The following is a 12,777-nucleotide window of genomic DNA, read 5'->3' as shown; positions in this document are numbered from 1 at the left end:
ATGGCTTCCGAGCAGGAGAAGCAGGACATGGCCTGGCGGGCCATCGGCGGCCTGGTGGGCCTCGTCACGGCCTGGGCGGTCAAGAAGGTCCTGGGGTTCGCCTGGGAGAAGGCGACCGGGAAGAAGCCCCCGGCCGACAGCGACTCGCTGGAGGTCGGCCTCGCCGAGGCGATCGGCTACGCCGTGGTGATGGGCGTCGGGATGCAGGTGGCGCAGATCGTGATGACCCGCACCGCCAGGAAGCGCTACGACGCCTGGAGGGCGATGAAGGAAGCCGCCAGGGAGATCGCCTCCTGACGCCTTCCCGCCGGGTGCGGCCCGGCCGTACGGCCGGGCCGCACCCGGCGGATCAGGCTTCGAGGGCCTCCAGGAAGCCCTTGGCCCAGTGGTCCACGTCGTAGGTCGCCACCCGGCGGCGCAGGGAGCGCATCCGCCGGGACAGGTCGTGCGGTGTGGCCCGCATCGCGGCCAGCATCGCCCGCTTGAGCCCGTCGATGTCGTAGGGGTTGACCATGAAGGCCTGCTTCAGCTCGTCGGCCGCCCCGGCGAACTCGCTGAGCACCAGTGCGCCGCGCAGGTCGTGGCGGCAGGAGATGTACTCCTTGGCCACCAGGTTCATCCCGTCGCGCAGCGGCGTCACCACCATCACGTCCGCCGCCAGGTAGAGCGCGGCCAGCTCGTCGCGGCCGTAGGACTGGTGCATGTACTGCACCGGCTGGGAGCCGAGCTCGCCCTGCTCGCCGTTGATCCGGCCGACCTGGAGCTCGATCGAGTCGCGCAGCCGCATGTACTCCTCGACCCGCTCCCGGCTGGGCGTGGCGATCTGCACGAAGGCCGCCTCCCCCGGCTTGATCGAGCCCTCGGCGAGCAGCTCCCCGAAGGCCTTCAGCCGCTGGCCGATGCCCTTGGTGTAGTCGAGCCGGTCCACCCCGAGCAGCACCTGCTCGGGGTCGCCCAGCTCCCGGCGGATCTCCGCCGCCCTGGCGACGATGTGCGGCTCGCGGACCAGCGAGTCGAGCTCGCCGAAGTCCACCGAGATGGGGAACGAGCCGGCCCGCACCACCCGGTCGCCGACGTAGAGGTCGTGCTTCTGGTACTGCAGGCCGAGCGTCTTGCGGCACAGGCGGATGAAGTTGGACGCGCCGCCGGGGCGCTGGAAGCCGACCAGGTCGGCGCCGAGCAGGCCCTCCAGGATCTCCCGCCGCCAGGGAAGCTGCTGGAAGAGCTCGCCCGGCGGGAACGGGATGTGCAGGAAGAAGCCGATGCGCAGGTCGGGGCGGAGTTTCCTGAGCATGGCGGGGACCAGCTGGAGCTGGTAGTCCTGCACCCACACGACCGCGCCGGGGGCGGCGGCCTCGGCGGCGGCCTCGGCGAAGCGCTCGTTGACCAGGCGGTAGGAGTCCCACAGGAGGCGGGAGTAGACGGGGGTGGCGACCACGTCGTGGTAGAGCGGCCAGAGGGTGGCGTTGGAGAAGCCCTCGTAGTAGAGCTCCACCTCCTGGGCCGAGAGCGGCACCGGGATCAGGTGCATGCCGTCGTGGTCGAAGGGGTCGAGCCGTTCGTCCGGGGCGCCGTGCCAGCCGATCCACGCGCCCTCCCTGCGCTGCAGGACGGGGGCGATCGCGGTGACCAGGCCGCCGGGGCTGCGCCGCCACATGTCCTCGCCGACCCGGTCGACGGGCAGGCGGTTGGCGACGATCAGGAACGAGCTTGAGCCCGGCACGAAATCCTCCAGAGAGTCGACTTTCCTAGTCAACTACCCCAAAAAGGTCTTTTTATGAGGTTCCTGGGGGAAGTGCCTGGTGCCTGCGGAGGTCGACGCGGACCGTCTCGGCGAGTTTCCTGGTGGCCGTGCGGTTGAGGGCGCCACCGGCCACGGCTCCGGTCAGGAAGGGGCCGAGCGTGGTGAGGTGCCGCCCGAGCGTGCGCATCAGCCTGTTGCGCAGGGCCGTCTTGGCGGCGGTGCCCAGCGCGATGGTGACCGAGGCGGGGGTCATGGGGTCCACCCCGCGCTGCTTGGACCAGGCGACGGCGAAGGCGAAGGCGCGCTGGCTGCCGGTGCCGGGCACCTGCACGCCGTACGCCTCGTGCAGTTCGGCGATGAGCTTGACCTCGATCGCGGCGACCACCAGGGTCTCGGCCACGAGCTGGGCGGGGGCGGACAGCAGCAGGGGCGGGGCGGCGAACTCGGCCGCCGCGAGGGCGCCTCCGATCGCGCCGACCGCCATGGTGGCCTTGGCCGCGGTGCGGACGAGGTCGTCGGCCAGCGCCTCGCCGGTGAGGCCGTGGTGGTGCGAGGAGAGCGTCTCCAGGTCGCGGACGGGGATGCGGGGCGCCACGGACATGAAGACGTCGGCGAGCCAGCGGCCCCGGCCGGTGCCGGACTCCTTGGCCTTCCTGGCCCCGGCGGACAGCGCCCTCGTCAGGCGGCCGAGCAGCCGCCGCCGCTCGGCGCCGTCCATCTCACCCGGCTCGGCGAGCCGGCCGACAAGCTCGGCGACCTCCTGGTCCGGCTCCCGGACCAGGTCGCCGCCCGGCCTGCCGGCCGACTCCGCGGCAGTGGAGTCGTCCGGCCCGGCGCCGGTCTGACTGTTCTCCGACGTCATGTCGCGGAACCTCCTCAAGGCTGTCCTAAGGCCCTACCCGTCCATGGGGGGACACACATCGGACAGGCCATCGGAACGGTCGTCAGGCCGCGCACTCCCGGCAGATCTGCTGGCCGTTCCTCTCGACGGCGAGCTGGCTGCGGTGGTGCACGAGGAAGCAGCGCGCGCAGGTGAACTCATCGGCCTGGCGAGGAATCACCCGGAGCGAGAGCTCTTCGTTCGACAGGTCCGCACCCGGCAGTTCGAGCGACTCGGCGAGATCGGTCTCGTCGATGTCGATGCTGCCCGAGGACTTGTCGGTACGGCGCGCCTGCAGTTCCTGAAGACTGTCCTCGCTGAGGTCGTCGTCAGTCTTGCGTGGACTGTCGTAGTCGGTAGCCATCGGTCTGCTCCATCCCCCTCATCTATCTGTCTGCGCTCGCTCGCGCGTTGTAACGTACGAGAGGCCCGTCTTGTGCCCGTTCCGGCAGAGAGATTCCTGCTTCGGTACCCCGCCTGAACGAACGCTGAACCTCCCTACACGTGAGGGACCCACCGCCAACGGGCATGGTTAGCCAAATATGGCGAAACACACAGCATTGACGGCATGCACCACCGTGTTCGACGGCACATCCAACCACATGTGCGGCGGGAACGAGACGCTCCCCGCCGGATCAACGCGGCTGAAGTCTCACGGTCACCACGAGACCGCCCCCGTCTCTGGGCACGGCGGTCACGTTGCCTCCGTGAGCGCGCACGACCGCGCGGACGATGGACAGCCCCAGTCCCGCCCCCTTGTCCGAGTCGACCCGGTCGGCGTTGAGCCGCCGGAACGGCTCGAACAGGCTGCTCACCTCGTACGCGGGAACGTGCGGTCCCGTGTTGGCCACCTGAACAATCAATGCGCCCTCCACCATTCCCGTCCGAACCCAAACATGTCCTGATTCAGGAATGTTGTGCTTGATTCCGTTCTCGACGAGATTGGACACGCACCGCTCCAGGAGCACGGGATCTCCCACGGTCCCGGCGCTCTGCAACTCGGCGGCGAGCGTGACGCCCGCCTCCTCGGCGCGCGGCACGAGCTGCTCGACGGCGGTCTCGGCCACGTCCTTCACGTCCACCGGCTTGCGCACGCTCAGCTCGCGCTCGCTCCGCGCCAGCAGGAGCAGGCCCTCGATGAGCCGCTCGTTGCGGGCGTTGACCTCCAGGAGCGTACGGCCCAGCGCCTTGAGATCACCCGAGGCCTCGGGATCCCCCAGCGCGATCTCCAGGACCGTCCGGTTGATCGTCAGCGGGGTCCGCAGCTCGTGCGAGGCGTTGGCCACGAACCTGCGCTGCGTGTCGAAGGCCACGTTGAGCCGGGTGAGCATGGCGTCGAAGGTGTCGGCCAGCTCCTTGAGCTCGTCGTCGGGGCCCTGCAGGTCGATGCGCTCGTGGGCGAGGGTCGAGTCCGAGAGCTTGCGGGCGGTGGCGGTCATCTGCTGGACCGGCTTGAGCGCGCGGTCCGCGACGACGTAACCGATGATGATCGCGATGATCCCCACGCCCAGCAGGGCCAGGAAGGAGCGGGTCAGCATGGAGCTGCGCGCCTGGTGGATGGCGCTCCGCTGGTAGTAGTACCAGCCCTGCTGCAACTCGTTCGCCAGCTCGGGGGAGACGTTGTTCAGGTCGAACGGGAACGACGGCCAGGCCGAGTCGATCGCCCAGGCGACCATCACGTACATCAGGAACAGCAGCACCGTCCCCGCCATGAAGAACAGCGCGGCGTAGGTGAGCGTCAGCCGCCACCGGATGCTGACCCGGTCGGTGATCTTCTTCACCTGGCCCAGCAGGGACGGCCGCAGCGGAGCGGCCCCCAGCGGAGGGGGACCGTCCCATGCCGGCGGGCCGCTCGGCGGCGGGGGCCGCAGGGCGCCGCCGGGCCCGGCCGGTCTTCCCTGCCCGGCGAACCCGGCGGGACCTCCGGCTCCCGGCGGGTCTTCTCCGGACGCCCCGGTCTGCTTCCCGTCCTCCCCCGCCGCCGGACCCGGCCCGCGCCCCCCGGGATGCGGGCTGATCATCGGGTGGGTCGGCGCCGAGTGCCGCCGCTCGTCCGGGGGGACGAACGCCGGCCGCTCCTCCGGCGTGCCGCTCACGCGTCCTCCCCCACCGGCCGCACCCGTGACACGCCGCCGTACCCATCGCCGTGCCCATCACCGCGCCCATCACCGCGCCCATCGCAGTGCCCATCGCAGTGCCCGCCCGCGGGCTCCGGCCGCACGCCGTACCCGCACCGCCCGCCGTTCACAGCTTGTACCCGACCCCGGGCACCGTCTCGATCACCTGCGGCTCGCCCAGCTTCTTCCGCAGGGTCATCATGGTCACCCGCACCACGTTGGTGAACGGGTCGATGTTCTCGTCCCACGCCTTGTCCAGCAGGTCCTCCTGGCTGACGACCGCGCCCTCGGCGCGCATCAGCTCCTCCAGGACCGCGAACTCCTTCTTGGTGAGCGTGATCTCCTCGCCGTCCCTGGTCACCAGCCGCTTGCCCGGATCCAGCCGGACCCCGGAGCGCTCCAGCACCGGCGGGAGCGCCGGGGCCGAACGGCGGCCGAGCGCCCTGACCCGGGCGACGAGCTCGATGAACACGAAGGGCTTGGCCAGGTAGTCGTCGGCCCCCAGCCCCAGGCCCTCCACCTTGTCGTCCACGTCGCCGGAGGCGGTCAGCATCAGGATCCGGGACGCGCTGCGCTCGGCCACCAGGCGGCGGCAGACCTCGTCCCCGTGGACCTTGGGCAGGTCCCGGTCCAGGACGATCACGTCGTAGTCGATGTAGCTGGTCCGTTCCAGCGCGCCGGCGCCGTCGTAGGCGACGTCCACGGCCATGGCTTCACGCCGGAGCCCGGTCGCGATCGCATCCGCGAGCACCCGCTCATCCTCAACCACAAGCACCCGCACGGTCTCTGGCACCTCCCGTGAAATCCGCCGGACAGCCGCTGGAACGGCTCCTCATTGTCGCCCCATCCCCCGTAAGCCGGCGGTAAGGCCCCCACCACGATAGGCACACCGCCCGTGATGTCCGACACACACAGGTTCCTCCCAGGTTTAGGGCGATGCTACGCGTGGGTAGAGACCCAACCCGGTCCCTTTTCGACCACCCTTCGCCCCCATGAGAAAGAAGGTGAGATGGGCGAGTTCACGACCACGATCGAACACCGCCTCGACCAGGCCTACAAGAACCTGCAGGAGGCCAGGTCCACCGGCGACGAATACCTCGCCGACACACTCACCGCCGAGATCGAGGACCTCCGCCGTCTCGCCACCGACAACGGCGTCCCGCTCCAGCGCTGACGAACGCGGCAAGGCCCCGCACCCCTCACCCGAGGAGTGCGGGGCCTTCCCGTCTCCGCGGCCGCTCCGCCGCCCGGTGCGACCCGCGCCCGCCGGCCGCGGCCCGCGCACACCACCGGGTGCGGCCCCCTCAGGCGTCGCGTTCGGGGTCCAGCGGGACCAGCAGATCGTGCAGCTCCTCGAACAGGCCCGGCGCCGCGCAGACCGTCAGATCCGGGCCGGCCGGCCTGCCGTTCAGCCCGCCGACCCGCGCCCCCGCCTCGGTCGCCACCAGCCCTCCGGCCGCGTAGTCCCAGTACTGCGGGCCGCGCTCGTAGTACCCGTCCACCCGCCCGGCCGCGACCGCGCACAGGTCCGAGGCGGCCGAGCCGCCCCGGCGGATGTCGCGCACCCGCGGCACCACCTGCGCGAGCACCTCCGCCTGGACCGCCCGCCGCCCCGGCCCGTAGCCGAACCCGGTGGCGATCAGCGCCTGCTCCAGCGGCACGCCGGTGTTGCAGCGCAACCGCTCGCCGCCCAGCCAGGCGCCCCCGCCCCTGACCGCCGTGAAGACCTCGCCGCGGGGCACGACGTTGACCACCCCCGCGACGACCTCCCCCTCCACCTCCACCGCGATGCTGACCGCCCACTCCGGCAGGCCGTACAGGAAGTTGACCGTGCCGTCGATCGGATCGACGATCCAGCGGACCCGGCCGTCGCCGGTGGCGCCGCCCTCCTCGCCGAGGACCGCGTCGTCCGGCCTGGCCTCCTTGATCCTGGCCCGGATCAGCTCCTCCGACGCCCGGTCCAGCGCGGTCACCACATCGGTGGGGCTGGACTTGGTGGCCAGCACCTCGGGCCGGGCGGGCCGCTTGGCCAGGAGCATCTCCCCCGCCTCGCGGGCGATCCGCTCGGCCAGTTCCAGATAACCCATGGCAGTGCTCATGGCCGCTCCCCGCTCCCGTCTCTCGCTCGTCTCACGGCCCCATCGTCCCCCGCGGCCGGTCCTTCCGGCGCGCGGGGGCCCTGCGACGGCCGGGACGGCGGGCTCAGGACAGCGACTCGGGCCGCTTCCACTCCTGCCCGAGGACGTGCTGCGCCAGGAAGGCCAGGACCATCTCGTACCAGGCCACGGCGTTGCCCGGCTTGAGCACCCAGTGGTTCTCGTCGGGGAAGTACAGGAACTTCGACTCCACCCCGGAGCGCTGCAGGTCCCACCAGAGGCGCAGTCCCTCGCCGATCGGCACGCGGTAGTCCTTGTCGCCGTGGATCACCAGCATCGGCGTCGTGATCCTTTCCAGCGACAGGTGCGGGGAGAGCTTCTCGTACAGCTCGGTGCCGGGCCTGCCGAACTCGCGCTGCCAGTACATGGAGGCGTCGGTGGTCCCGGCGAACTGGTCGAGGTGCCAGAGCGAGGCGTGGGTGACGATCGCCTTGAACCGGTCGGTGTGCCCGGCGACCCAGTTGGCCATGTAGCCGCCGAAGGAGCCGCCCATCGCGGCGGTCCGGCTCGCGTCGATCCCGGGCACCTCCAGCGCGGCGTCGGTGACCGCCATCAGGTCGGCGTGGGTGCGCGGGCCCCAGTCCGCCCAGCCCCGCCGGATCATCTCCGGGCCGTAGCCGGTGGACAGGCACGGGTCGGGCAGCAGGACGGCGTAGCCGTGCGCCGCCATGATCCACGGGTTCCACCGCCAGGCCCAGTCGTTCCAGCTCGACAGCGGGCCGCCGTGGATCCACAGCAGCAGCGGGGCCGGGCTCTCGGCCGAGGCGCCCTCCGGCAGCACCAGCCAGGCCCGGATCTCGGCCCCGTCGTCGGCGGTCGCGGTGACCTCGGTGAGCGTGCCGGGCAGCTCCAGCCCGGGGGCGGGCGAGGGGAGGTCCTCGACGTCGCCCGCCGCGGTGATCCTGACCGGGCCCGCGGGCCGGTCCACGGCGCCGCGCAGCGCGTACAGGGTGCCGTCGGGGGCGACGTTGACCGAGGAGTACGCGCCGTCGCCGGGCGTGAGCCGTACCGGCTCGGAGCCGTCGGCGGGGACGCGGAAGACCGGGCGGCGGCCCCGGTGGTCGGCGGCCACGTACAGCGAGGCCGAGTCGGGGGCCCAGGCGATCTCCGAGGGCCACAGCTCCCCGCCCGCGGCGTGTCCCTCGCCGGTGGCCAGGTCGACGATCCAGAGCGTGGCCTCCGGGATCGTCCGGGTGTCCGCGTGGCGGGAACGCACGCAGGCGACCCGGCGCCCGTCGGGCGAGATCGCGAGCGGCCCCTCGAAGTCGTGGCCGTCCTGGGCCGCCAGCACCCGGCGGGACCCGCCGTCCGCGGTCTCGATCACGACCAGCTCGTAGCGGACCTCGCCGCCCGGCAGCGGGACCATCCAGGTGGTGACGGCGGCGGAGCCGTCCGGGGTCACCTCGTAGGAGGCCTCGTGCAGCGCGGAACCCGGATCGGGGGTGAGATCCCTGACCTCGGTCAGCCGGTCCTCGCCGAGGGTCCCGGCGAACAGCCGGGTCTGCCCCGGCCCCAGGTCGCGGTCCCAGTGGCGCACCGGGTAGCCCTCGTGCAGGATCGCGCTGATCCCGGCGTCCTTGCGGGCTTTGCGCCGCTCGTCCTCGGTGGACTCGTCGCCGGGGAGCACGTCGGCGGCGAAGACGACGCCCGGCCCGCCGGTGGCGAAGCCGCCGATCCCGCCGGGACGGGTGGCGACCTGCCGGGCCTCGCCGCCTGCGGCGGGCAGCAGCCAGAGCGCGGAGACCTCGTCGCCGGACTCCTTCACCGTCGGGTCGGGCCGGCGCGAGCCGAACAGCACGTCGCCGCCGGCGGTGAACTCCGCTCCCGCCTCGCCCTTGAGGGACCTGGTCAGCCGGTACGGCCTGCGCCCGTCGAGGGGGACCTCCCACAGGGCCGTGCCGTAGGACTTGCCGTCGGGGTTGAGCGCCTGCACCACGCTCACCAGGCGGTTCCCGTCCGGCGAGAGGCGCAGGGACGTCAGCCGGGGTACGCCGACATAGTCACGCATGTCAGAAAAAGGGGTCACCCTCCCGAACCTACCTCCGTCCGCGCTCCCGATCACGCACCCGCGCGGCCGAGCCCTGCGGAGCGGGGAACCGGACTCCGGCGGGGCGGGAGGCGGTGGCCCGGCCCTCCGGTCCCGCGGCCGGGCCACCGGAGCGAAGAGCGGCGGCGGCATGCGGTTGGATGGGTTCATGGGGACTTACGACGCGCTCCTCGTGGTCTCGTTCGGAGGCCCGGAGAAGCCGGATGACGTGATGCCGTTTCTGGAGAACGTGGTGCGGGGCCGGGGGGTCCCGCGCGAGCGGCTGCTGGAGGTCGAGGCGCACTACCAGCGCTTCGGCGGGGTCAGCCCGATCAACCGGCAGTGCCGCGACCTGATCGCGGCCGTCGAGCCGACCGTCGGCCTGCCGGTCTACTGGGGCAACCGCAACTGGCACCCCTACCTGGAGGACACGCTCCGGCGGATGGCCGCCGACGGGATGCGCAGGGCCGCGGCGTTCGTCACCTCCGCCTACGGCTCCTACTCCTCCTGCCGGCAGTACATCGACGACATCGCCCTGGCCCGCGCGGCCGTCGAGGGCGCCCCGGAGATCGTCAAGCTCCGGCACTTCTTCGACCACCCCGGCTTCGTCGCGGCCATGGTCGACCACACCCGCGAGGCCCTGGACCGGCTGCCCGCCGGGCACCGGGACGGCGCGCGCCTGGTCTTCACCGCGCACAGCATCCCGCTCTCCATGGCCCGGACGGCCGGGCCGGACGGCGGGCTCTACGAGGCCCAGCTGCGCCGGGCGGCCGGGCTGGTGGTGGAGGGGCTGGGCGGCGGCCGGGAGTGGGACCTGGTCTGGCAGAGCCGCAGCGGCGCCCCGCACATCCCGTGGCTGGAGCCCGACGTCTGCGACCACCTGGAGCGGCTCGACGCCCCCGCGGTGGTGCTGGTGCCCATCGGCTTCGTCTCCGACCACATGGAGGTCGTCTACGACCTCGACGTGGAGGCGGCGGAGCTGGCCGCCGCGATCGGGCTCCCGCTGACCAGGGCCGCCACGGCGGGCACCCACCCGCGGTTCGTCTCGATGATCGGCGAGCTGCTGGCCGAGCCCGAGCCCGAGGCCTGCGGCACGACCTGCTGCCCGGCGCCCCCGCGGCGGGGCAATCACGGGTAGGCGCGGGCGTAGGCACCGGCGATCGACAGGACCTTCCTGACGTACGACCACGAGTGGTTGTAGAACCAGACGGCCTTCTCCAGCTTCCCGCCGCCCCGGCCCGCGCCGTTGGCGCACAGGTAGTTGGCGGCCGAGGGGACGGCGTCGTAGGGGCTCCAGATGTCGGCGGCGCCGTCGCCGTCGCCGTCCACGCCGTAGGCCTTCCAGGTGGCGGGCATGAACTGCATCGGTCCCTGTGCGCCGGCCGACGACGGTCCGTTGTTGCGCCCGTGCGAGCTCTCCACCTGGCCGATCGCGGCCAGCACCGTCCAGGACAGGCCCGGGCAGATCGCCGCCGATTTCCGGTACAGCTCCAGGTAGCTGCCGGGCCGCCCGACCGTCACCCGGCCCGCCGCCTGCGGTCTGGCCCGGGTCGCGGTGCCCGTCCCGGAGGGGGCCTTCGCCGTACGGCCCGCGCCCACCGCCACCACCTGCGATCCCTCGCCGAGCAGCTTGCGCACCCCCGCGCCGAGCGCGGCGGAGGCCTTCTCCGGGCCGTGGACCAGCAGCGCCACCCCGGGCAGCAGCCCGAGCCTGCGCCCGGTCTCCTGCCCGACCAGGCCGTCCACGCCGGGCAGGCCGAGCGGCGCGGAGGCCGCGACGCGCAGCCGGGGCCCGCCGTCCACCTGGTAGTGCGCGCCGAGGACCAGGCCGAGGCGGCGCGCCGCCGTGCTGTCGGCCACGAACTCCCCCCGCAGCAGGGCGTTCCAGAGCTCCTGCTGGCCGGCCACCGCCCGCGACGTCCAGGCGCGGAAGCGCGCGGGGTCGACCGCGAGCAGGTTGAGGCCGACCCCGGCCACTGTCACGGCCCCGCCGTCGAAGGAGTCGATCTTCTCGACGTGCCGGAGCCCGGCGATGTCCGTCTTGGTCTGCTCCGGCAGGGTGGAACGGGAGATCACCATCAGCCGTGGCGGGGTCGGGGTGACACCGGGACCGCCGGTCGCCGGGGCCTGCGGGGCCGCCGTGGAGCCCGCGGACGGCGCGGCCGCCGGGGGGCGCAGCGCCTGCGGGGTGAGCGCCGCCAGGTCGGGGACCTCCGCCCGGGCCGCCGGGGCGGTCTCGGGGACCGGGGCGGGGCCGGTGACCAGGAGCACCGCGGCGGTCGCGGTCGCCAGGGCGATCACCCCGGCCAGCGCCGCGACGAGGATCCGCATCCCGGGAAGAGGCCGCGACGCGCTCACGTTGCCTCCACCGTGGACCGGTACGTGCCGCTCTGCAGAAAACTGTTTGCAGAGCGGCTGTTACGTACGCAAAAGTCGGTTGGTCGCGCACGCAGGACGCGCAAAAGGGGGACATCGGTGGTCGGGCCGTATCGGGAGCTGTTCAGCAGGCCCGGCGTCAAGGGGTTCGTGGTCTCGGGGCTGATCGGGCGGATGCCCATGTCGATGCTCGGCCTCGGCATCATGCTGCTCGTCAAAACCCTCACCGGCTCGTACGGCATGGCGGGCGCGGTCGCGGGCACCGTCAACGTCTCCTATGCCGTCGCCGCGCCCCTGATGGGGCGCCTGGTGGACAGATTCGGTCAGGCCAGGGTAATCGTCCCGCTCGTCCTCACGCACGGTGCCGCGCTCGCCGCCCTGATGCTCTGCGTCGAACTCGGCGCGCCCGCCTGGAGCCTGTTCGTCTCGGGCATCGTGATCGGCGCGGCCGCGGTCCCGCTGGGCTCGCTGGTGCGGGCCCGCTGGTCCCACCTGCTGAGCGGGACCGACGAGCTGCACACCGCGTTCTCGTTCGAGTCGGTCGCCGACGAGGTCGTCTTCGTCGCCGGCCCGGCTCTCGCCACCGCGCTGGCCACCATGGTCAACCCCTACGCCGGCCTGACCGTGACCCTGGTCTGCGCGGTCGGGGGCACGCTCGTCTTCGCCATGCAGCGCGGCACCGAACCGCCGGTCCGCGCGGGCGGGAAGCACTCGGGAACGCCGATCACCATTCCCGGCATCGCCCTGCTGTCCTGCGTCTTCCTGGCCATGGGCGCCGTCTTCGGCGCGGTGGACCTGATCACGATCGCCTTCGCCGAGGAGCACGGCGTCACACCCGTCTCCGGGCTGCTGCTCGCCGCGGTCGCGAGCGGCAGCCTGGTCTCCGGCCTCTGGTACGGCGCGCGGCGGTGGAAGGCCTCCCTGCGCAGCCGGTTCGTCCGCGCGCTGGGGGTGTTCGCGCTGGGGTTCACCCCGATCGCCCTGATCGGCAATGTGTGGGTGATGGCGCCGGCCCTGTTCCTCGCCGGGCTGGCCATCTCGCCCACGATCATCACCGGCTACGCGCTGGTCGAGCGCCTCGTCCCGCCCCACCTGCTCACCGAGGGCATGACCTGGGTCTCCACCGCGGTCGGGTTCGGCGTGGCGCTCGGCGCGTGGGCGGGCGGGCGGCTCACCGACGCCTACGGCGCCTCCAACGCCTACGGCTTCGCCTTCGGGTGCGCCCTGCTGGCGGCGGTCATCGGGGCCGGCGGCTCGGCGTGGCTGCGCGCCCCCGCCGCTTCCCCGAAGCCGTGAGCGCCGTCGTCGGGTCACCGCCGGGTCGCCCCCGGGTTCTGAAGAAGTCACCGGCGTCACGGTGCGGTCGCCCCGCGGACGTGGTTGCAGGGCGACCGGCCCGCCGTCGTGACATGCCGCCTGGTGGGCACGGCCGGTGCCGCGCCACCGCAGGACGGGGCGCGGAGCTGGACCGGCGTCCG

12 protein-coding genes are annotated in these 12,777 nt (G+C 72.7%); 4 read left to right on the top strand and 8 right to left on the bottom strand.

Features of this window, described 5'->3' with window-relative positions; all coding sequences use genetic code 11:
• Positions 1-297, top strand: a complete 297-nt coding sequence (locus FHS22_RS17585) for a DUF4235 domain-containing protein (protein ID WP_184942987.1) — start codon at positions 1-3, stop codon at positions 295-297.
• A gap of 52 nt (positions 298-349) precedes the next feature.
• On the opposite strand, the gene FHS22_RS17580 is transcribed toward FHS22_RS17585, so the two are convergent.
• The 5 genes from FHS22_RS17580 to FHS22_RS17560 form a co-directional block, all read right to left on the bottom strand.
• Positions 350-1,723 carry a trehalose-6-phosphate synthase gene (locus FHS22_RS17580; RefSeq protein ID WP_184942986.1) on the bottom strand — a complete coding sequence of 458 codons (1,374 nt, stop codon included), beginning with the start codon at positions 1,721-1,723 and terminating at the stop codon, positions 350-352.
• Between the two features lie 52 nt (positions 1,724-1,775).
• Complete coding sequence (locus tag FHS22_RS17575) at positions 1,776-2,606, bottom strand: hypothetical protein (RefSeq protein ID WP_184942985.1); 831 nt, start codon at positions 2,604-2,606, stop codon at positions 1,776-1,778.
• Between the two features lie 82 nt (positions 2,607-2,688).
• A complete protein-coding gene (locus FHS22_RS17570; RefSeq protein WP_089206330.1) occupies positions 2,689-2,988 on the bottom strand; it encodes a DUF4193 domain-containing protein in 300 nt (99 codons plus the stop codon).
• A 271-nt stretch (positions 2,989-3,259) separates the two neighbouring features.
• Positions 3,260-4,720: a sensor histidine kinase gene (locus FHS22_RS17565; RefSeq protein ID WP_338047794.1), complete on the bottom strand. Its 1,461-nt coding sequence runs from the start codon at positions 4,718-4,720 to the stop codon at positions 3,260-3,262.
• Positions 4,721-4,868: 148 nt separating this feature from the next.
• The gene (locus FHS22_RS17560; RefSeq protein ID WP_184942984.1) at positions 4,869-5,522 is read right to left on the bottom strand and encodes a response regulator; all 654 of its coding nucleotides are present in this window, start codon (positions 5,520-5,522) and stop codon (positions 4,869-4,871) included.
• Positions 5,523-5,750: 228 nt separating this feature from the next.
• Between FHS22_RS17560 and FHS22_RS17555 the strand changes: the two genes are divergently transcribed.
• Positions 5,751-5,915 (top strand): hypothetical protein, encoded by a 165-nt coding sequence (locus tag FHS22_RS17555; protein WP_184942982.1) that lies wholly within the window; start codon positions 5,751-5,753, stop codon positions 5,913-5,915.
• 130 nt (positions 5,916-6,045) lie between these two features.
• Here FHS22_RS17555 and FHS22_RS17550 read toward each other — a convergent pair whose 3' ends face one another.
• A complete protein-coding gene (locus FHS22_RS17550; protein WP_184942980.1) occupies positions 6,046-6,840 on the bottom strand; it encodes an inositol monophosphatase family protein in 795 nt (264 codons plus the stop codon).
• A 103-nt stretch (positions 6,841-6,943) separates the two neighbouring features.
• Entirely contained in the window at positions 6,944-8,905 is a 1,962-nt protein-coding gene (locus FHS22_RS17545; protein ID WP_184942978.1) for a S9 family peptidase, read from the bottom strand.
• 187 nt (positions 8,906-9,092) lie between these two features.
• Between FHS22_RS17545 and FHS22_RS17540 the strand changes: the two genes are divergently transcribed.
• Positions 9,093-10,061: a ferrochelatase gene (locus tag FHS22_RS17540; protein ID WP_184942976.1), complete on the top strand. Its 969-nt coding sequence runs from the start codon at positions 9,093-9,095 to the stop codon at positions 10,059-10,061.
• Here the strand turns inward: FHS22_RS17540 and FHS22_RS17535 are convergent.
• Complete coding sequence (locus FHS22_RS17535) at positions 10,052-11,281, bottom strand: lytic transglycosylase domain-containing protein (protein ID WP_338047793.1); 1,230 nt, start codon at positions 11,279-11,281, stop codon at positions 10,052-10,054. The two genes, FHS22_RS17540 and FHS22_RS17535, sit on opposite strands and share 10 nt — an antisense overlap.
• Before the next feature lie 117 nt (positions 11,282-11,398).
• Between FHS22_RS17535 and FHS22_RS17530 the strand changes: the two genes are divergently transcribed.
• Positions 11,399-12,595: an MFS transporter gene (locus tag FHS22_RS17530; RefSeq protein ID WP_184942974.1), complete on the top strand. Its 1,197-nt coding sequence runs from the start codon at positions 11,399-11,401 to the stop codon at positions 12,593-12,595.
• Positions 12,596-12,777 lie beyond the last annotated feature (182 nt).

Source organism: Thiemannella venezuelensis (assembly GCF_014203605.1).
GTDB classification, from domain to species: domain Bacteria; phylum Actinomycetota; class Actinomycetes; order Streptosporangiales; family Streptosporangiaceae; genus Planomonospora_A; species Planomonospora_A venezuelensis.
The sequence above is the reverse complement of the archived record's forward strand: the minus strand, read 5'-3'. Positions and strand labels throughout refer to the sequence as shown.

Bases quoted from the DNA above. Each gene is read 5' to 3' on its own strand.
- FHS22_RS17545 (WP_184942978.1), bottom strand. From the start codon at position 8,905: ATGCGTGACTATGTCGGCGTACCCCGGCTGACGTCCCTGCGCCTCTCG.
- FHS22_RS17540 (WP_184942976.1), top strand. From the start codon at position 9,093: ATGGGGACTTACGACGCGCTCCTCGTGGTCTCGTTCGGAGGCCCGGAG.
- FHS22_RS17555 (WP_184942982.1), top strand. From the start codon at position 5,751: ATGGGCGAGTTCACGACCACGATCGAACACCGCCTCGACCAGGCCTAC.
- FHS22_RS17550 (WP_184942980.1), bottom strand. From the start codon at position 6,840: ATGAGCACTGCCATGGGTTATCTGGAACTGGCCGAGCGGATCGCCCGC.
- FHS22_RS17585 (WP_184942987.1), top strand. From the start codon at position 1: ATGGCTTCCGAGCAGGAGAAGCAGGACATGGCCTGGCGGGCCATCGGC.
- FHS22_RS17575 (WP_184942985.1), bottom strand. From the start codon at position 2,606: ATGACGTCGGAGAACAGTCAGACCGGCGCCGGGCCGGACGACTCCACT.
- FHS22_RS17570 (WP_089206330.1), bottom strand. From the start codon at position 2,988: ATGGCTACCGACTACGACAGTCCACGCAAGACTGACGACGACCTCAGC.